Source organism: Micromonospora sp. DT15 (genome assembly GCF_049841475.1).
In the GTDB taxonomy this organism is placed as follows: Bacteria; Actinomycetota; Actinomycetes; order Mycobacteriales; family Micromonosporaceae; genus Micromonospora.
The window spans coordinates 244,704-261,855 of record NZ_JBNCKJ010000006.1; the positions used below are offsets into that span (position 1 = coordinate 244,704).

The 17,152-nt window shown below is 71.0% G+C and carries 17 protein-coding genes; 8 read left to right on the forward strand and 9 right to left on the reverse strand.

Going from position 1 to position 17,152, the window contains the following annotated elements:
* Window positions 1-81: 81 nt before the first annotated feature.
* A complete protein-coding gene (locus ACLQ3F_RS15790; RefSeq protein WP_357204398.1) occupies window positions 82-291 on the forward strand; it encodes a hypothetical protein in 210 nt (69 codons plus the stop codon).
* Here ACLQ3F_RS15790 and ACLQ3F_RS15795 read toward each other — a convergent pair.
* Window positions 288-737, reverse strand: a complete 450-nt coding sequence (locus ACLQ3F_RS15795) for a hypothetical protein (protein WP_357263706.1) — start codon at window positions 735-737, stop codon at window positions 288-290. The two genes, ACLQ3F_RS15790 and ACLQ3F_RS15795, sit on opposite strands and share 4 nt — an antisense overlap.
* 162 nt (window positions 738-899) lie before the next feature.
* On the opposite strand from ACLQ3F_RS15795, the gene ACLQ3F_RS15800 reads away from it, so the two are divergent.
* Window positions 900-1,253 (forward strand): DUF6401 family natural product biosynthesis protein, encoded by a 354-nt coding sequence (locus tag ACLQ3F_RS15800; protein WP_387353231.1) that lies wholly within the window; start codon window positions 900-902, stop codon window positions 1,251-1,253.
* A 67-nt stretch (window positions 1,254-1,320) separates the two neighbouring features.
* On the opposite strand, the gene ACLQ3F_RS15805 is transcribed toward ACLQ3F_RS15800, so the two are convergent.
* Window positions 1,321-2,130, reverse strand: a complete 810-nt coding sequence (locus ACLQ3F_RS15805) for a mechanosensitive ion channel family protein (protein WP_357204737.1) — start codon at window positions 2,128-2,130, stop codon at window positions 1,321-1,323.
* A 198-nt stretch (window positions 2,131-2,328) separates the two neighbouring features.
* On the opposite strand from ACLQ3F_RS15805, the gene ACLQ3F_RS15810 reads away from it, so the two are divergent.
* From ACLQ3F_RS15810 to ACLQ3F_RS15820, 3 genes are all read left to right on the forward strand, one after another.
* Window positions 2,329-4,467 carry a SpoIIE family protein phosphatase gene (locus tag ACLQ3F_RS15810; RefSeq protein ID WP_425849595.1) on the forward strand — a complete coding sequence of 713 codons (2,139 nt, stop codon included), beginning with the start codon at window positions 2,329-2,331 and terminating at the stop codon, window positions 4,465-4,467.
* Window positions 4,468-4,493: 26 nt separating this feature from the next.
* On the forward strand, window positions 4,494-5,171 hold the full coding sequence (locus ACLQ3F_RS15815) for an HAD family hydrolase (protein ID WP_357204733.1): 678 nt from the start codon (window positions 4,494-4,496) through the stop codon (window positions 5,169-5,171).
* Window positions 5,172-5,279: 108 nt separating this feature from the next.
* Window positions 5,280-6,575, forward strand: coding sequence for a cation:proton antiporter (locus tag ACLQ3F_RS15820; protein ID WP_425849597.1), 1,296 nt, complete (start codon window positions 5,280-5,282; stop codon window positions 6,573-6,575).
* A gap of 9 nt (window positions 6,576-6,584) precedes the next feature.
* Here the strand turns inward: ACLQ3F_RS15820 and ACLQ3F_RS15825 are convergent, their stop codons facing one another.
* Window positions 6,585-7,523: an NAD(P)/FAD-dependent oxidoreductase gene (locus ACLQ3F_RS15825; RefSeq protein WP_425849813.1), complete on the reverse strand. Its 939-nt coding sequence runs from the start codon at window positions 7,521-7,523 to the stop codon at window positions 6,585-6,587.
* 104 nt (window positions 7,524-7,627) lie between these two features.
* On the opposite strand from ACLQ3F_RS15825, the gene ACLQ3F_RS15830 reads away from it, so the two are divergent.
* A complete protein-coding gene (locus ACLQ3F_RS15830; RefSeq protein WP_357204743.1) occupies window positions 7,628-7,858 on the forward strand; it encodes a DUF3072 domain-containing protein in 231 nt (76 codons plus the stop codon).
* A gap of 325 nt (window positions 7,859-8,183) precedes the next feature.
* Here ACLQ3F_RS15830 and ACLQ3F_RS15835 read toward each other — a convergent pair whose 3' ends face one another.
* From ACLQ3F_RS15835 to ACLQ3F_RS15845, 3 genes are all read right to left on the reverse strand, one after another.
* Window positions 8,184-8,684: a metallophosphoesterase family protein gene (locus ACLQ3F_RS15835; RefSeq protein ID WP_425849600.1), complete on the reverse strand. Its 501-nt coding sequence runs from the start codon at window positions 8,682-8,684 to the stop codon at window positions 8,184-8,186.
* A gap of 130 nt (window positions 8,685-8,814) precedes the next feature.
* Window positions 8,815-11,691, reverse strand: a complete 2,877-nt coding sequence (locus ACLQ3F_RS15840) for a ricin-type beta-trefoil lectin domain protein (protein ID WP_425849602.1) — start codon at window positions 11,689-11,691, stop codon at window positions 8,815-8,817.
* Window positions 11,692-11,843: 152 nt separating this feature from the next.
* Window positions 11,844-13,673: a glycoside hydrolase family 15 protein gene (locus ACLQ3F_RS15845; protein WP_425849604.1), complete on the reverse strand. Its 1,830-nt coding sequence runs from the start codon at window positions 13,671-13,673 to the stop codon at window positions 11,844-11,846.
* A gap of 111 nt (window positions 13,674-13,784) precedes the next feature.
* Between ACLQ3F_RS15845 and ACLQ3F_RS15850 the strand changes: the two genes are divergently transcribed.
* On the forward strand, window positions 13,785-14,372 hold the full coding sequence (locus tag ACLQ3F_RS15850) for a general stress protein (protein ID WP_425849606.1): 588 nt from the start codon (window positions 13,785-13,787) through the stop codon (window positions 14,370-14,372).
* Between the two features lie 51 nt (window positions 14,373-14,423).
* Here the strand turns inward: ACLQ3F_RS15850 and ACLQ3F_RS15855 are convergent, their stop codons facing one another.
* Window positions 14,424-15,011: a DUF1684 domain-containing protein gene (locus ACLQ3F_RS15855; RefSeq protein WP_425849815.1), complete on the reverse strand. Its 588-nt coding sequence runs from the start codon at window positions 15,009-15,011 to the stop codon at window positions 14,424-14,426.
* Complete coding sequence (locus ACLQ3F_RS15860) at window positions 15,008-15,412, reverse strand: winged helix-turn-helix transcriptional regulator (RefSeq protein WP_425849608.1); 405 nt, start codon at window positions 15,410-15,412, stop codon at window positions 15,008-15,010. Before ACLQ3F_RS15860 ends, ACLQ3F_RS15855 begins: the two co-directional genes overlap by 4 nt.
* A gap of 94 nt (window positions 15,413-15,506) precedes the next feature.
* Between ACLQ3F_RS15860 and ACLQ3F_RS15865 the strand changes: the two genes are divergently transcribed.
* Window positions 15,507-16,514 (forward strand): hypothetical protein, encoded by a 1,008-nt coding sequence (locus tag ACLQ3F_RS15865; RefSeq protein ID WP_425849609.1) that lies wholly within the window; start codon window positions 15,507-15,509, stop codon window positions 16,512-16,514.
* A 36-nt stretch (window positions 16,515-16,550) separates the two neighbouring features.
* Here the strand turns inward: ACLQ3F_RS15865 and ACLQ3F_RS15870 are convergent, their stop codons facing one another.
* Window positions 16,551-17,120: a TetR/AcrR family transcriptional regulator gene (locus ACLQ3F_RS15870; protein WP_425849610.1), complete on the reverse strand. Its 570-nt coding sequence runs from the start codon at window positions 17,118-17,120 to the stop codon at window positions 16,551-16,553.
* Window positions 17,121-17,152: the final 32 nt, after the last annotated feature.

Consider the following 17,152-nt stretch of genomic DNA (forward strand, 5'->3'; position numbering starts at 1 on the left):
ACGGTCGAGAAAACGGACAGCTCATCCAGAATCGGCCGATCGGAGGACGGCAAGCCGGCCGGTTCGCGTAAGAATTTCGGGATGCATCAAGGCTCCGGAATCCTCTCCACGCGTCAGCGCAAACTCGCCTGGCTCGGCTTCCTGCTTGCCGCGCTTCAGGCACCCGTTTCCGCCTGGCTCGTCGCCGACGAGTCGTGGCTGTTCAGCCTGTGCGTCGCGCTGATGGTGGCCACCGTGATCATCGCCGACGACGCGGCGCGGCGTCGCCCGGCCAACGCGACAAGCGACTAGCCTCCGCCGTCCGGCCGGGCCTCGTGGCCCGGCCGGCCCCGGCTACGGCGGTGTTCCTTCATCTCCGCCTCGTAGAGGTGGCGCCGCCCACCCACCAACTCGTCGCGGGCCTGCTTGTCCAACTCCCGGAACAGCGCGTGGTAGCCGTCGTCGAAGTCCTCAACGATCTGAAACGTCCACCGTCCGGCGATGACGTTGCGGCCGCGCAGCTCGGTGGCGATCCGGTCGGCGAGGCGCGGATGCCCGGCGGCCTGGAACTGTTCCACAGCCTCGTCGAGCATCAGGTCGGCATGACCGATCAACTGGTGCATCGAGTAGAGATGCCCCCGGGCCCGCTCCACACACTCCAGCGCCTCGCTGAGCTTCCCGAGCGCGGCGATCGTCGCGTCGCTGACACCGTCCGGCCGCCGGTGCCGCTCGTCGGGTCCGTCCGCCTGCTGTCCCATCCGTGCCTCCGTGCCGCGTGCGGTCATTGCTGGGTGTTCTCCTGCTGCCCCGTCTGTGCCGGATCAATCCCCCAGGTCAGCGGCGAGCGCCCCAGTGGTGCAGCCGACATCCGCCGAGCGGACGAGGTCGACGCGAACACTGGTCGGTTAGCCTCGGTCACCATGCGTGTGCCGTTCAACCGGGTCGCCTCCCGTACCGCCGTCGACTCGGCGCGGTCCACCCTGGCCGCCCTCACCGTCTCCGTGGGCACTGTCGGGCTCGCCGCCGCCGCCGCGCGCCCGGGGCTGCTGGCCCTCGTCGACCAGCATGCGGCGGCCGTCCGGGACAGCCTCGACGGCGACCGCACGCCGCTGACCTCCGCGGCGCTCGCCGGCTACGCCGAGGGGGTGCGCGCCGCCGCGCTGGAGCACGGGTGGACGCCGCCGAGCGGGGCGGTGGACTGGAGCGAGCCGGAGTGGCTGCTCACCCGGCTGGTCGCGGTCTGCGCGCTGGCTCGCGCACTCGACCAGCACTGACACGCGAGGGGAGGGCACCCCGCGTCGTACGCGGAACACCCTCCCACCCGTCGTGCCGTTCCGCCCGCTACGAGCGGTACTGCTGGGCTTCGTCCACCCGAGGCATGGCCTGGGTGCGGTCACCCCCGCGGTCGGCCATCTGCCGCTCCACGTCGCTACGCCCGGCCGACGCGGCCTGACGTTGCTGCTGCACCGCCCGGGCCTCCTGGGCCGCCCGGTCCAGCCAGCCGTCCCAGCGCTTCTGCATCGGCTTCACAAGACCACCACCGACGCCGACGATCAGGATGCCGGCCACCGTGGCGAGCACCGCGATCAGCACCGGAGTGGTCACCGTGGTGGCGATACCCACCTGGTTCAGGGCGGCGATCACGCCGAGCGCGATGATGAAGATCGCCGTCAGGTCGGCCAGCACCTTGCCGTACGAGAGCCCTCCCAACGCCCCGGTGACCAGATCCCGGACAGCGTTGGCGATCGCGGCCGCCACCACCACGATGACGATCGCGATGAACGCGCGCGGCAGCCAGGCCACCACGCCGCTGATCAGGTCACTGATCGCGTTGGGCCCCCAGACTCCGAAGGCGAACTGCAGCGTGAACAGCAGTACGGCGTAGTACGCCAGTCTGGCCAGGATGTCGCTGGCGTCGTACTTCGTTCTCTCCAGGGCCCGTTTGATGCCACCGCGTTCGACCGCCTGGTCGAAGCGCACCCGTTCCAGCACCGTATCCACGATCTTGAGGACGGCTCTGGCGATGAGCCAGCCGACCACGAGGATGACGATGAAGGCCACTGCCTTCGGGATGAAGAGCAGCACCGACCTCCAGGTGTCGGCGATGGCATCGCCGATGTCGGCCTGCCGGACCGCGAGGGTTTTCAGCATGATGTCCCTCCTGTCGCATGGACTGCGCCGGGCGCATACCCGGCAACCGGTCCGGCACTCCGCGCAGCGCGCGGCGTTTTTCCCGACAGACCTCCGGACAGGGGCCCTGAACTGCCCAAACGGCCAACGCGGCGGACTCGGCGACGGCCCGCCGCCGTGGTCGGATGCCTTTTCCGGTCGGCCGACTAGGCTGCGACCATGCCAGGAACGGTCGGGCGGGTCCCCACGCCAGCAACTCCGGGCCCGGGCGCACCCACCGGGTCCGGCCCGGCCGTCGGCGTGCTCGCCCACGACTGGGCCAACACCCCGCTCGGCCCGGCCGACAACTGGGACGTCGCCCTCCAGGCGGTGGTGGAGCTGGTCCTCGCCTCGCCGATGCCGATGGCCCTGGCGTACGGCGACGACCTCGTCCTGCTCTACAACGCGGGCTACGCCGAACTGCTGGGCACCAAACACCCCAGCGCCCTCGGTCGTCCGGCCGCCGAGGTGTTCGCGGAGATCTGGGCGCTGCCCGGCGTCGGTGCGGTGATCGAGCGCTGCTACCGGCAGGGCGAACCCTTCCTGGAGAAGGAGTCCACCCTCCCGCTGGTCCGTGGGCACTCCGCCACGGTGGAGCAGGCGGTCTTCACCCGGGGCTACTCACCGGTGCGCGACAGCGCCGGGCAGATCGTCGGCGTGTTGACTGTCGCGGCCGAGACCACCCACGTCACCGAGCAGTTGCAGAGCCTCAGCGAGGTGGCCGCGGCGCTCGCCGGCACCCTCACCCTCGACGACGTGGCCCGGGTGGCGCTGCGGTACGCGATCACCACGTTCGACCCCGACCAGGCGTCGTTCGCCGTCGACGAGGGCGGCGGCGGCTGGCGCATGGTGCGTCGGGTCCGTGGTGAGTTGTTGGACGAGGCCGACGAGCGGCTCCCCCCGCTCTGGAGGCGCGCGCCGGCGGACTGGTCGGCCCCGGTGGTCCAGGCGGCCCGCTCCGGCGCCCCGTCGTTCACCCGCGACGGGCAGCCGCTGCGGGACACCGCCGTGGACCGCCACGACCAGAAGATCCGCGCGATGGCGGCCCTGCCGCTGGGCACCTCGGTGGTCCGCGGCGGGCTGGCGGTCGGCTACCAGGTTCCGCACACCTGGTCCCCCGCCGAGCGGGCGCTGCTGGCCGCCTCCGCCGAGCTGATCGGCCAGGCCGCCGAGCGGGCCCGCCGTTTCGAGACCCAGCACGGCACTGCCCAACTGTTGCAGCGCAGCATGTTGCCGGAGCACCTTCCGGATCTTCCCCGGTTGCGGATCGCGGCCCGCTACGACCCGGGTGTGGACGGCAACGCGGCCGGCGGTGACTTCTACGACGCGTTCCTGCTGCCCAACGGCTCGCTCGGCGTGGTGCTGGGCGACGTCGCCGGGCACGACGTGCAGGCCGCCGCGCGGATGGGGCAGGTCCGGGCCGCGCTGCGCGCTCTGGCCCTGGCCGACCCGACGCCCGACGCGGTCCTGGCCGGCCTGGATCGGCTGGTGACCAGCCTCGGCGCGGAGGCCAGCACCAACGAGCTGTTCGTGACCGTGGCGTTCGGCGTGATCGACGCGGAGCGGCGGGAACTGACCCTGGCCAGCGCCGGTCACCCCGCGCCGTTGATCCGCCGCGGTGACGCGGATGGTCGGTTCCACGCCGAATATGTCGACGTCCCGGCCGGGCCGCCGCTGGGGTTGGGCGGCCGGCCGGGCACCACGACCGTCCCGTTCCGCCCCGGTGACACCCTGCTGCTGTTCAGCGACGGGGTGGTGGAGCGTCGCCGCCAGAGCCTGAGCGCCGGGCTGGCCACCCTGAGCGACGCCATTGCCAAGGCCGGCAGCGGCGACCCCCGCGCGCTCTGCGCGGTGGCCACCGCGGCGGTCCCGGGCGGCACGGAGGACGACGTGGCCGTGCTGGCGGTCGAGCACGCGCTCAGACCGAGTCGTTCGGCGAGCATGGAGGTGCCCGCCGAGCCGACCGCGCCCAGCCGGGTCCGGCACTGGCTGACCGGCCAGCTCACCGAGTGGCAGGTGCCCGAGTCGGTGATCGGAGCGGCGGTCCTCTGCACCAGCGAGCTGACCACCAATGCGTTGCTGCACGCCGGCACTGCCGCCCGGGTGGAGATCGACCTCAGCGCCGAGCGGCTGCTCGTCTCGGTAGCCGATTCCGGCACCCGGGGGACCGTGACCCGGGCGCGTACCGACACGTTGAGCAGTCGCGGGCGCGGCCTCGGCCTGATCGAGGAGCTCAGCGACGCCTGGGGCACCGACCCGTCGGTCCGGGGCTCCACGGTCTGGTTCGAGATCCTCACGCCGCCAGCCGCGCAGCCCTGAGCCGCCCGATGGCAGGAGGACGCCTAATGGCCACCAACCGGCCCGCCGGGGTCCTCTTCGATGTCGACGGCACCCTGGTCGACACCACCTACCTGCACACGGTGAGCTGGTGGGAGGCGTTACGCCAGACCGATCAGCCGGTGCCGATGGCGGTGGTGCACCGTTCGATCGGGATGGGGTCGGACAAACTCCTGGATCATCTCCTCGGCCCGGAGCGGGACCGCGACGCCGACTCCAAGCTGCGCGACGCGCACGACACCCTCTACGCCGAGTACTGGGAACGACTCACGCCGCTACCCCGGGCGGCCGACTTGTTGCGCGCCTGCGCCGAGCGGGGTTTGCGTGTCGTGCTGGCCACCTCCGCCTCGGAACCCGAGGTGGGCGCGCTTCGTCGGGCGCTGGGCGCCGAAGACGTGATCGACACGATCACCTCCTCCGCGGACGCCGAGCAGAGCAAGCCGGCACCGGACATCCTGGTCGCCGCGTTGGAGCAGTCCGGCTTGACCGCCGAGCGGGTGGTCTTCGTCGGCGACTCGGTGTGGGACGTCGTGGCGGCCGGCAAGTTGAACATCCCGTGTGTGGGCCTGACCTGCGGTGGCACCAGCCGCGGCGAGCTCGCCGGCGCGGGTGCCGTGGCGGTGTACGACGACCCGGCCGCGCTGTTGCACGAGTTGGCGGACTCGCCGCTCACCCGACCCCGGTGAGGATCACTCGGGTCCACCGGCACCGACGCGCATAGCCGGAGCCCTTGCGGGGCAAGGACTGTCACCACCTGCCCGCACCTCGCGGGTGCGGGCGGAAAGGTGGTGCCGGTGGAGCCGGTAGATGTGGCGTTCGCACTGGTGGGTCTGGGCGCACTGCTCGCGGGCATCCTGCCGCGGGTGCTGGAGCGCCGCCCGCTGTCCATGCCGATCGCCTTTCTCGCCCTCGGCATGCTGGTGTTCCTGCTGCCGGTCGGGCTGCCGTCGCCGGACCCCCTGGCCCACCCGGAGCTGGCCACCCACCTCACCGAGATCGGGGTGATCGTCGCGCTGATGGGCGCGGGGCTGAAAATCGACCGGCCGTTGAGTTGGCGGCGGTGGTCGTCCACATGGCGGCTCCTGGCGATCGCGATGCCCCTGTGCATCGCGGCGGTGGCCCTGCTCGGCTGGTGGTGGGCGGGGCTGGTGCCGGCCGCCGCGCTGCTGTTGGGTGCCGCGCTGGCGCCCACCGACCCGGTGCTCGCCGCCGACGTGCAGGTCGGCGAGCCGACCGACGTGGAGGATTCCGAGGACGAGGTCCGCTTCGCGTTGACCTCCGAAGCCGGCCTGAACGACGGGCTGGCGTTCCCGTTCGTCTACGCGGCCATCGCCATCGCCTCGACCAGCCTCGCCCCGAGCGACTGGTTGGCCGAGTGGTTCACAGTGGACGTGCTGTGGAAGATCAGCATCGGCGTCGGCGGTGGCCTGCTCATCGGCTGGTTGCTCGGCAAGCTGTTCTTCCGCGCACCCAGCGAGCTGCGGCTGGCCCGGCACGCCGAGGGCTTCCTGGCGCTGGCCGCCACGTTCCTGGCGTACGGGCTGGTGGAGGTGGTCGGCGGGTACGGCTTCCTGGCGGTGTTCGTGGCCGCCCGGGCCATTCGGGCCGCCGAACGGACCCACGAGTTCCACTCGGTGCTGCACGACTTCGCCGAGCAGGTCGAACGGCTGCTCACCCTGGTGCTGTTGCTGCTGCTCGGCGGCGCGATAGTGGGTGGTCTGCTGGGCCCGCTGACCTGGCCGGCAGCCGCCGTCGGGCTGGCGCTGGTGTTCCTGGTGCGGCCGCTGATCGGTTGGCTGTCGTTGCGCGGCGCTCCCGGACGCCCGGCCGAACACTGGGTCATCTCGTTGTTCGGCATCCGCGGCGTCGGCTCGTTCTACTACCTCGCGTACGCCACCACCAAGGCCGACTTCCCGCAGGCCGAACTGCTCTGGGCGACCGTCGGGCTGGTGGTGCTCGTCTCCGTCGTGGTGCACGGCATCACGGCGACCCCGGTCATGCAACTGCTGGACCGGGAGGGAGAGCGGACGTCCGACCCGGCCGAGCGGGACGCCGACGCTCGCCCCGTCGCGGCAGCCGGGCACGCCTGAGGGGGTGACTCAGGCCAGGCGGGCGGCCAGCGCACGGCCCAGGTCCCGGCCGGAGCGCCAGGCGCTCTGCACCCGGGGCTTGCCGAACGCGTCGCCGGCCAGGCCGATCCCGTCGAGGTCGAGGTGGTGGGTGGCGCCGCCGGCGTCGCTGGTCGGCTTCGCGTACGTCCAACGGTGCACGTGCACGTCGACGGCCGGCTCGGGCAGCCCGAGCAGGTCCCGGACGGCCTGTTCGATCGCCGGGCCGGCCCCGGTGGGTTGAGCCAGGTGCCCGGCCGCGAACGCCGGCACGGTGTGCGCGACCAGCACCGGCGCGCCGTCACCGCGCCGGTCGCCGTCGTCGCAGACGAGGTTGAGCACCGGGTGCTCGTTGACGAACGCGCCCCGGAAGTCCGGCCAGCGCCGCGTCGGGAAGCGCAGCACCGCGGCCAGCGACGGCGACCAGCGTTGCTCCTGTACGACCCGGGTGGCCTCGGTCAGGGCCGGGTCGAGCAGCAGGGCGGCCTGCGGACCCGGCATGGCCAGGGCGACCGCCGCGCACGGCTGCCCGTCGACGACCGGGCCGGGTTCCACTGTGAGCACCAGCCGGTCGACGGTCACCGGTACCGCGCCGGCCAGGTGCTCGACCAACGAGCGAAGCCCACGGGGAGCGGCGTAACGCATCGGCCCGGCCACCTCGTGGTTTCCACTCCGGTCGTACGCCAGGAAGGTGTCGGTCCATTCGTGGACGAGCCCGGCGGCGCGCCACTGCTCGACCAGTGCGGCGAAGTCCGGGTCGGTGGCGGTGAAGTAGGCGGCGCCGATGTCCGCGGGCCGGCCCTGGAAGCGTTTGCTGGCCATCCGGCCACCGCAGACGTGCCCCCGCTCCCGGACCTGCACCGGCACCCCGGCCCGGGTCAACTCGACCGCACAGGCCACCCCGGCTATGCCCGCCCCGACCACCACCACGCTCGACCGGTCCTTCGTCATCCGATGATCGTAGGTGGCGGGGTTCGGGCATGAACCACCAATGATCGGGGTACTGGCACACCTGTTCGAAAGAAAGGGTGATGATGATGACGGACCGCCGCACCGAGCAGGTCGACCAGAACGCCGACCAGAACGCCGCGATCAAGGACCCGGACGAGTGGGTCACCGGGGACGAGCCGCCGACCGCCGCTCAGGAGTCGTACCTGAGCACGCTGGCCCGGGAAGCCCACGCCGACCTCCCGGACGACCTGACCAAGGCCGAGGCGTCCAAGCGCATCGACGAACTCCAAGCCAAAACCGGCCGAGGCCAGTAACGACAAAAGGCACGCAAGGCGCAGAACAACGACAGCAAGTGCAAGATCGCGGGAGCAGGAAGCAGGGAGCAGGGGCGAGGAGGGGCCCCGCCTCGCCCCTGCCACCCCGCCCGCGGACTGCCCTGCCGCCGTTGGCCGTCAGGCCCAACGGCTGGCCAGGGATGAGCGCTGGAGCCACATCCGCTGATGAGCCTGATGTCTGTGAGTCATCGTGATGACTCACAGACATCACGCTCATCGGAGTGAGGCCCTCCAGGTCATGCGCAGGGAGCAGGGGCGAGGGGCGAGAGGGAGGACGACGGGGCGCAGGGCCTGGTGAGGGCAATCAGGGGCGGGGCAGGGGGTACAGCTTCACCTCGGTCAGGCTGCCCTCGTGCACCTCGGCGGTGAGGTAGGTGGCGTGGGGTTGGGAGCGGCGGTCGGTGGGTGACCCGGGGTTGATCAGGCGTAGCCCACCGGGCGCCTCGGTGTCCCAGGGAATGTGCGAATGCCCGAACACCAGCAGGTCGACGTCGGGAAAGCGAGCCGCGCACCGCTTCTCCCGGCCGGTCCGGGGGCCCGTCTCGTGCACCACAGCGATCCGCAGGCCGTCGAGTTCGACCCGGGCCACCTCCGGCAGCCGGGCGCGCAGCGCCGGCCCGTCGTTGTTGCCGTACACCCCGACCAGTCGGCGCGATCGCGCCGTCATGGCGTCGAGCAGGGCCTCGTCCACCCAGTCGCCGGCGTGCACCACCACGTCGGCCGCGTCGATGGCCGCCCAGAGGGGCCCGGGTAGGTCCCGGGCCCGCTTGGGTAGGTGGGTGTCCGCCGTGAGCACCAGCCGCATACCCGGCATTCTCCCCCGAGTCCCGGCCGCCCACCCGGGGGACGTGGGTGGACGGCCGGGCTCCGCCTCCGCAGCCCGGCCCGTGCGTCATCGACGCTCGGGTACGGGAACCGAGCCGGTCAGGGGGCGGTCAGGGCAGGGTCCAGCGTTGCGCCCCGGTGCCGTTGCAGGTCCAGATCCGCAGTTGCCGTCCGTCGGTGAGATCCGAGTTGGGGATGTCCAGGCAACGCCCGGACTGGGGGTTGCGCAGGCTGCCGTCCGACTGGGCGGCCCACTGCTGGGCCCCGGTGCCGTTGCAGTCGTAGAGCTGCACGAGGGTGCCGTCGGTGGTGCCGCTTGCCTTCACGTCCAGGCACTTGGCGAGCCCTCGCACCGTGCCGTCGCCGGGCAGGGTCCAGCGCTGGGCGGCGGTGCCGTTGCAGGTCCAGGTCTGCACCTTGGTGCCGTTCGCGGTCTGGCTGGAGGCGATGTCCGCGCATTTGCCGAGGGCCTTGACCTCACCGGTGCGCGCACCGCCGGTGCCGACGCCCGGGCCGGTGAAGGTGTAGCTGTCCACGTCCAGCAACGCCCCGCTGCCGCCGGTAACGACCAGGTACAGGTCGTGGGTGCCGTCGTCCGGTTTGGTCACCGTGGCGCTCAGCTCGGTGTAGTTGTCCCAGCCGCCGGTGTTCGGCACCGCGATCCGAGCGACCTCGGTGCCGGTCGGTGAGTCGTACCGGAAGGAGAGGGTGCCGCCGGGGCCGCCGGAGGAGACCCGGGCCCGGACGCCGGTGATCCCCTTGAGGCTCACCGCGTGGTGTCGGACGCTCTCGCCGTTCTGGACGTCACCCAGCCGCTTGCCACCCTCGGCCGCCGCCTGGTCGATCACCTTGGGGCCGTTGAGCTGGACGAAGTGCTCAGCCTGCCACTGTTTCGGGTAGAGGCTGATCTCCTGCTCACCCGTGAGTGCGACCGAACCGGTCGCGCCGCGATCGGTGTAGCTGCCCCGCAGGACGAAGAACAGCACCGAGTCGGGGCCGGCGTGCACCGGGCCGGTGTTGAAGGTCGCGCCGCAGCCGGTCCCCTCCCCCTCCTCGTGGGCGTGCTCCTGGTGGCCCAGCGCTGCCCGGACGACCACCGCCGAGCAGGCCGGCGTGCCGTCCTGCGGGTCACTGGCCGTGGCGCCCACCGTCAGGTCCTGCTCCCAGTCGAAGAGTCCGCCGGCGGGCAGTCCGGTCAACGTGACAGTAGGTCGGTTGTTGCCGACCACCACCGACACCACTGTGGTGGCGCTGCGGCCGGTGCCGTCGTTGACGGTGAGCCGGGCGCTGTAGCTGCCGTTCGCGGAGTACGTGAAGGACGGGTTCGCCGCTGTCGAGTCGGTGCTGCCGTTGTTCGTGAAGTCCCACGCGTACGTCAGCGGGTCGCCGTCCGGGTCCGAACTGCCGGCGCTGGAGAAGGTCACCGCGAGGGGTGCCAGGCCGTTGTCCCGGTTGACGGTGGCCTTGGCCACCGGCGACCGGCCGCCCTGGACGTAGTTGATTTTGTAGAGACCCGCGTCGACCGCGCCGGAGAAGTAGCCGCTGCCGTATTCCAGCAGGTAGAGCGAGCCGTCCGGGCCGAACTGCCAGTCGATGGGGTGGACGAGTTGCATGCCGGCGAGCACCGGCTCGATGACTGTCGGTGCCCCGGTGGACGGGTTGCCGTTGTCGAACTGGACCTCCTTGATCCAGTTGCGGCAGTACTCGGAGATCAGCCACTTGTTGTCGTAGTAGGCCGGCCACTTCACGTCCGAGACGAGGTTCGGGTCGTAGTGGTAGACCTCGACGTGGTTGGGCGATCCGCACCCACCCGGGTTGTCCAGCGCCGGCCAGTCCTCACTGCCGCCGTGCTGCTCCCAGACGAGTGCCGGTCTGGTCGGCGGTAGCTGCTGGACGCCCGTGTTGCGGGGTGAGTTGTTCACCGGTCCGGTCGAGCCGCCGCAGGGGAACCAACCACGCGGTGTGGCGGTGGCGAAGTCCCAGTCGTTGTAGGCGACGTTGGGGCCGCCACAGTACGGCCAGCCGTAGTTGCCGGGCCCGTTGGCCCGGTTGAACTCGTCGTAGGCCGCCGGGCCGCGGTTGGCGAGGTCGGTGCCCGCGTCGGGGCCGACCTCACCCCAGTAGAGGGTGTTGTTCGCCTTGCGGTCCACCCAGATCCGGTACGGGTTGCGCACACCCATCACGTAGATCTCCGGGCGCGTCAGGGCGGTGCCGGCGGCGAAGAGGTTGCCGGCGGGGACGGTGTAGCTGCCGTCGTTCTCCGGGTGGATCCGGTTGATCTTGCCGCGCAGGTCGTTCGTGTTGCCGGAGGTGCGCTGGGCGTCGTACTGGGCGTTGCGGTTCGTCCGCTCGTCGATCGGGGCCATCCCGGCGGAGTCGCCGCCGGAGTTGGTGTTGTCGCCGACGGCGAAGTACAGGTTGCCGGCGGTGTCCCAGCTCATCGAGCCGGCCGAGTGGCAGCACAGATCGCGTTCGGTGGGCCACTCGATCAACATGTCCTCGCTGCCCGGGTCGAGCAGCAGCGTGGACGGGTTGAAGGTGAACCGACTGATCCGGTTGACCAGTGGGGTGACCTTCGGCGAGTAGAAGAGGTAGACCCAGCGGTTGCTCGCGAAGCTCGGGTGCAGGGTGATGCCGATCAGGCCGTCCTCGAAGCGGGCGTCCAGCGCCAGGGTGAGGGCCACTGTGGTGGACCTGGTCACCGGGTTGTAGAGGCGGACCTGACCACCGGCGCTGCTGGTGCCCCGGTTGATGTAGAAGACCTTGCCGTCGGGTGCCACGGCCAGTTCGATCGGTTCGCCCATGGACAGGCCGCCATCCAGTGCGACCTTCTCGAAACCGGCGGTGGCGGGCGGGGCGAGGGCGGCGGCCTGGGCCGGGGACGCGGCGGCCGGCAGAACGCTTGCCTGCGGGACGAGACAGAGGCTGACCAGGACGGTGAGCAGTGTGGTGGCGCTGACGAGACGTCGGCGCGGTGTGCGGGACACGAGACCTCCAGCTGTCCGGGGGATCTCGGTGCCGCTCCCGCCGACTGGAGGAGCACCGCAGGGTGTCCCGGACATTAACGTCTTTCACTGGAAAGCGATAGAACTTCGCGTTGCCAGATAGAAAGTTGTCACGATCTCCACGAAAGTCCGGCTCAGCGGTCCACCGGAGAGAAGTACGCCGGGGGCATCCCGCACTGACGCAGCGTCGGGTCCCGCTCGACGTCGGTCAGCACACCGGCGGCGTTGATGAGGCCGATGTGGGAGAACGCCTGCGGGAAGTTGCCCAGCTGCTCCCCGGTCAGCGGGTCGATCTGCTCGGCGAACAGGCCGAGGTCGTTGACCCGCTCCGCCAGCCCTCGGAACAACTCGTGCGCCCGGTCCCGCTCACCGGCCAACGCCAGGCAGCACACCAGCCAGAACGAGCAGATCACAAAACCCGCCGGGTCACCGTCCCAGCGCCGCAGCAGGCCGTCGTGGGAGAGCCGCTGCTCCACCGCGCGGATCGTCGAGCGCATTCGCGGGTCGTCGGCCCGCAGGAACCCGACCAGCGGCATCACCAGCACCGAGGCGTCCAGGCCGTCAGATTCGAAACTTCCGGTGTACGACTGGAGCCGCTCGTTCCAGCCCCGCTCGAACACCTCCGCGCGCACCGCGTCGCGGGCGGCCGCCCAGCGGGCCACGTCCTGCGGCTCTCCGAGCCTGTCACCGAAGCGGACCGCCCGATCCAAGGCGACCCAGCACTGCACCTTCGAGGACACGTGGTGGTGCTGGACGCCGCGCTCCTCCCACATGCCCGCGTCGGGCAACTCCCAATCCCGCTCGGCCTGGTCGGCGAGCACCCGGAGCACGTGCTGCACCTCCGGGTCCAGCGGCTCCAGCTTGTCGCGCATCAACCAGGCGGCATCCATCGCCTCGCCGAAGATGTCGGTCTGCCGCTGCTGCCACGCGTCGTTGCCGATCACCACGGGTGGGCTGTCGCGGTAGCCGCCGAGCTGTTCCAGGCGGTGCTCGGTGAGGTCCCGCTCCCCCAGCACCCCGTACATGATGGGCACCGGCCTGTCGTCGATACGGCCCATCGCCCGGCCCAACCAGGCGAACTGCCGCTGCACCTCGTCCAGGCACGCCGTCCGCCACAGCGCCCGCAGGGTCAGGCTGAAGTCGCGCACCCAGACGTAGCGGTAGTCGTAGTTGCGGTCCCCGCCGAGTTTCTCCGGTAGCGAGGTGGTCACCGAGGCCACCACCGCTCCGCTGGGCCGGTACGTCATGCCCTGCACCACCAGCCGGCTGCGTCGCACCTGCTCCGGGTAGAGCCCGTCGTAGGGGTGTTCGGTCGACCAGGAACGCCAGCCGGCGACGGTGTCGGCAATGGTCTGGTCGGCGTCCGGCACCTCCGGCAGCGGGGCGTCGTAGGTCGGGGCGTACCCGAGGGTGAAGTTGTGTTTCGTGCCAGCGCGGACGGTGAACGTCCCGCTGGCCTCGCCGTCCAGGGCGGTCAACCGCTCGCTGCAGCGCAGGGTGAGTCGGGCGGCACCGGCGATCGCCTCCAGCATGTCCTTCCGCTCGATCAGGTACGCGATGGTGCGGCCGTACTCGAAACGCGGCCGGTAGTGCACCCGCATCGGCACCGAACCGGACAGGCCCTCCACCGAACGGACCAGCACCTGCGGCGAGTGCAGACCGATGTCGTGACCGCGTGAGCCGGGCTCGAAGGCGAGCGCGTCGGTCAGCGCGACCTCCCCGTGCGCGGTGTGGAAGACCGTCCGCAACACCAGGGTGTCCTCAAGGTAGGAGCGCTCGACCCGGTAGTCGCCCTCGGGCTGGATGGACCAGTGCCCGGCGTTGTCGTCGAGCAGCCGCCCGAACACCGACGGGGCGTCGAAGCGGCCCGGGCACCACCAGTTGACCGAGCCCGAGGCGTCCACCAGCGCCGCGCTGCGGCCGTCGGCGAGGAAACCGTAGTCGCTGATCTGTCCGCTCTCCACCTGGCTGGCTACCCGGGCAGTCGCCGCCCATTCCCCTCCTGCCCGGCGACGGACAACGCGTTACCGGTCGGCCTGGGCGGGAACCCGGGGAGCTGACGAGGGAGGATGCTCATGACGTCAGCTTCGGGGCCGACCAGCAACTGGCGGCCCGGCACACAGGGTGGCGACCTGCTTCCATCCGGACCGGCCGGCCGGCTGTCGACACCGAGCGGGAACGGCAACGGGCCCGAGGGCGGGCCGCCGACCGTGACGATCGGCTCGTACCCGGACTATCCGACCGCGCAGCGGGTCGTCGACTACCTGGCCGACAACCGCTTTCCGGTGGAGCACAGCGCCATCGTCGGCACCAACCTCACCCTGGTGGAGACGGTGCTCGGGCGAATGACCACCGGTCGAGCCGGGCTGCTCGGCGCCGGTACCGGTGCCTGGTTCGGGCTTTTCATCGGCCTGTTGTTCGGCATCTTCACGGTCGGCAACTGGCTGGCGGTGATCCTGGTCGGGCTGGTCATCGGCGCGATCTGGGGTGCCGTCTTCGGCGCGGTGGCGCACGCCATGACGGGCGGGCAGCGCGACTTCACCTCGGCCAGCTCGCTGCGCGCCGGGCAGTACGCCGTGACCGTCGACGCACAGCTCGCCGACCAGGCGCGACAGCTCCTCGGTCGGATGCAGATGCCCAACTCGGCGACGAACGCCCGCTGAGCGACGTTCGATCGGCCGTCCCGGCACACACCGGGGCGGCCGTTTCGTCGTTCAGTCGTGGTACGCCAGCTCGCCGGCCCGCAGCGGCACGTCGACCCGGTTCTCCGGCGGCGCCAGTGGGCAGGCCCAGCGGTCGTCGTACGCGCAGCTCGGGTTGTAGAGGTAGTTGGCGTCCAGCCGGACCCGGTCACCGGGCAGCACCTCGACGCCCCGGCCGAAGGTGCCCTTCACCGTGTCGGTGAGGTACCGCCCTCCCCCGTAGCTGTCCCGCCCGCAGGTGCCGTCGCGCAGCGGAACGAACAGCCCGCCCCCGTACGCCTCGATCCACCACAGGGTCAGCGGCCCCCACGGCGTCTCGGCCACCGCGACCCGCCGGTACGCGACCACCCCGTCCGGGCCCCCGGTGTCGATGCGCAGCTCACCGCTGGCCGAGCGCAGGGGCGCTTCGACAACGGCCTCGGGATTGGGCGGGAAGTAACGCACCCCGGCGAAGTCGGGTCGCTCCGCCACCGGGATCGGGCTCTGCGGGTGGTTGGCGAAGAGTTCGTCGCGGCCGGCGCGGAAGCCGGCCAGGTCGACGTCGGACAGGTACAGCCGGGCCACCCGCTCCCGCCAGTCGGCCAACTCCAGATCGCTCAGCATCCCGGCGACTCCTGGTCGAATGAGAACTCGCCGGACCGGGCGGGCCTGCCACACGCCTGGCAGCGCACGTCAGCGACGAAGACCTGGCCGCAGACGTCGTGGATGAAGTCGACCCTGGGCACGTCGTCCTCGCTGTAGGTGTCACCCCAGCGCTTGAGCACGAGGATCACCTGCCCGAGGTCCTTGCCCTTCTGGGTGAGTTCGTAGCCCGCCACCTTGCCGCTCTCGGCATCCCGGGCCCGAAGGATGCCGGTTTCAGTCAGTTTGCGCAGTCGGGCGGCGAGGACGTCTCTCGGCGCGCCGACGGCCCGAAGGATTTCGGTGTACCGGGAGGCGCCGAATGCGAGCGCCCGCACGATGTGCAGCGACCACCTGTCGTTGACTGCGTCGAGCGCCACAGCGAGAGAGTCCCGCTCTGGTTTGGTTTTCAAACCGTCGGTGCTACGGTTCGTTTGGTTGGACATTCAAACCACACTACCCGAGGAAGCGCCCATGACATCGCCATCCAAACCACGTACCGACGGGGCATCACCCGTCGTCACCCAGCGCCGGGCCTGGACAACGCTCGTGATCACCGGGCTGATCATCGGCACGGCGTTCATCGCAATCTATGTCGGACTGCAACGCAGCCCGCAGCCGAGCCACCTGCCGATCGCCGTGGTCAGCCAGCAACTGGCGAACACCGCACAGGCCGGATTCGGCGACGCCGTGGCCGTCACCGAGGTCGGGAGCGTCGCGGACGGCGAGGCCCTGGTACGACACGGCGACGCGGTCGCCGTACTCGGCGCGACCTCCCCCACCACGCTGACACTCGACTACGCCGGCGCGAGCGGGTTCAGCGAGAGCGGCGCCGCGCGTCAGCTCGCGGCCGGTCTCGCCAAGAAGGCCGGGGCGACCGTCCAGGAGAACGACATCGTGCCGCTGGCGACCTACGACAGTCGCGGGCTGTCCGCCTTCTACGTGGTGTTCGGCGTCACCCTCTCGTCGTTCGTCCTCGCGCAGGGGCTCACCGCGGCCACCGCGAAGGTTCGGCTGCGCCATCGCCTCTACGCCATGGGCGGGTTCGCCGTCCTGATCGGTGTGATCGCGGCGACCGTCGCAGGTCCGGTCTATGGATCGCTGACGGCCCCGTTCCCGCTGCTCGCGCTCTCGCTCATCCTTCTCTCCGCGGCCAGCGCCTTCACGACGAAGGCTCTGGGAGCCTGGCTCGGCCCGGCCGGAATCGCCCTCGCCGTCCTCACTCTCACCACAATCGGCAACGCGACGAGCGGAGCGACGATCGGGGTCGACCTGCTACCGGACTGGGCGCAGGCGATCTCGGCGAAGCTCCCACCGGGCGCGGCCGTCCGGGCCGTCAACAACTTCGGCTACTTCGACGGCGCCCACACCGTGGCACCCCTCGCCATCCTCGCCACCTGGTTCCTGGCCGGACTCGGGTTCGTCCTGCTCCGGCAGCGGACCGCGCAGCGCCGTCCGGTCACCCCCGACTCGGGGCGGTGACCGCCCGGGTCACGCACCCGCCCGCCCGCTCGGCCGTCAGCGCGCCGGCCAGTTGGTGAGGACGGCGTCGAGGGCGTCCAGGGTGCGCGACCAGGAGTCGTCGGTGGGGCGCGGGGTGTGCCGGAAGCCGCCGGTCTTCTCCAAACTGACGAACCCGTGGAACGTGCTGTGCATCATCCGCACCGCGTCGGTCTGATCCGGCTCGGAGAGCTGGTAGCCGCGCAGGATCGCCCGGGTCATCTCGGCGTGCCGGACGCCCGCGCTCGTGGCGGCCGTCTCCGGGTCGAGGTCGATCTGCATGGCCGCGTATCGGCCCGGGTGCTCTCGCGCGTAGTCGCGGTACGCGTTGGCGAACGCGACGAGCGCGTCCTTGCCGGCCCGGCCGGCGAGCGCGGCGGCGACCCGGTCGGCCAGCTCCGCCAGCGCCAGCAGGGCCATTCTGACCCGTAGTTCGTGCGCGTTCTTGAGGTGGAAGTACAGGCTGGCGTCCTTCACCCCGAAGTGGCGTGCGAGGGCGGCGACTGTGACGTTCTCCAGGCCAACCTCGTCGGCCAGCTCGGCCGCGGCCAGCGTCAGACGTTCGGCGGTCACCCCGGCACGTGCCATGCAGCACTCCCAACCTATCCCCAATAATCACT

Excerpts from the sequence above, each read along its gene's own strand:
- ACLQ3F_RS15790 (WP_357204398.1), top strand. The coding sequence starts at position 82 with ATGCATCAAGGCTCCGGAATCCTCTCCACGCGTCAGCGCAAACTCGCC.
- ACLQ3F_RS15795 (WP_357263706.1), bottom strand. The coding sequence starts at position 737 with ATGGGACAGCAGGCGGACGGACCCGACGAGCGGCACCGGCGGCCGGAC.
- ACLQ3F_RS15800 (WP_387353231.1), top strand. The coding sequence starts at position 900 with ATGCGTGTGCCGTTCAACCGGGTCGCCTCCCGTACCGCCGTCGACTCG.
- ACLQ3F_RS15805 (WP_357204737.1), bottom strand. The coding sequence starts at position 2,130 with ATGCTGAAAACCCTCGCGGTCCGGCAGGCCGACATCGGCGATGCCATC.
- ACLQ3F_RS15810 (WP_425849595.1), top strand. The coding sequence starts at position 2,329 with ATGCCAGGAACGGTCGGGCGGGTCCCCACGCCAGCAACTCCGGGCCCG.
- ACLQ3F_RS15815 (WP_357204733.1), top strand. The coding sequence starts at position 4,494 with ATGGCCACCAACCGGCCCGCCGGGGTCCTCTTCGATGTCGACGGCACC.
- ACLQ3F_RS15830 (WP_357204743.1), top strand. The coding sequence starts at position 7,628 with ATGATGACGGACCGCCGCACCGAGCAGGTCGACCAGAACGCCGACCAG.
- ACLQ3F_RS15835 (WP_425849600.1), bottom strand. The coding sequence starts at position 8,684 with ATGCGGCTGGTGCTCACGGCGGACACCCACCTACCCAAGCGGGCCCGG.
- ACLQ3F_RS15850 (WP_425849606.1), top strand. The coding sequence starts at position 13,785 with ATGACGTCAGCTTCGGGGCCGACCAGCAACTGGCGGCCCGGCACACAG.
- ACLQ3F_RS15865 (WP_425849609.1), top strand. The coding sequence starts at position 15,507 with ATGACATCGCCATCCAAACCACGTACCGACGGGGCATCACCCGTCGTC.
- ACLQ3F_RS15870 (WP_425849610.1), bottom strand. The coding sequence starts at position 17,120 with ATGGCACGTGCCGGGGTGACCGCCGAACGTCTGACGCTGGCCGCGGCC.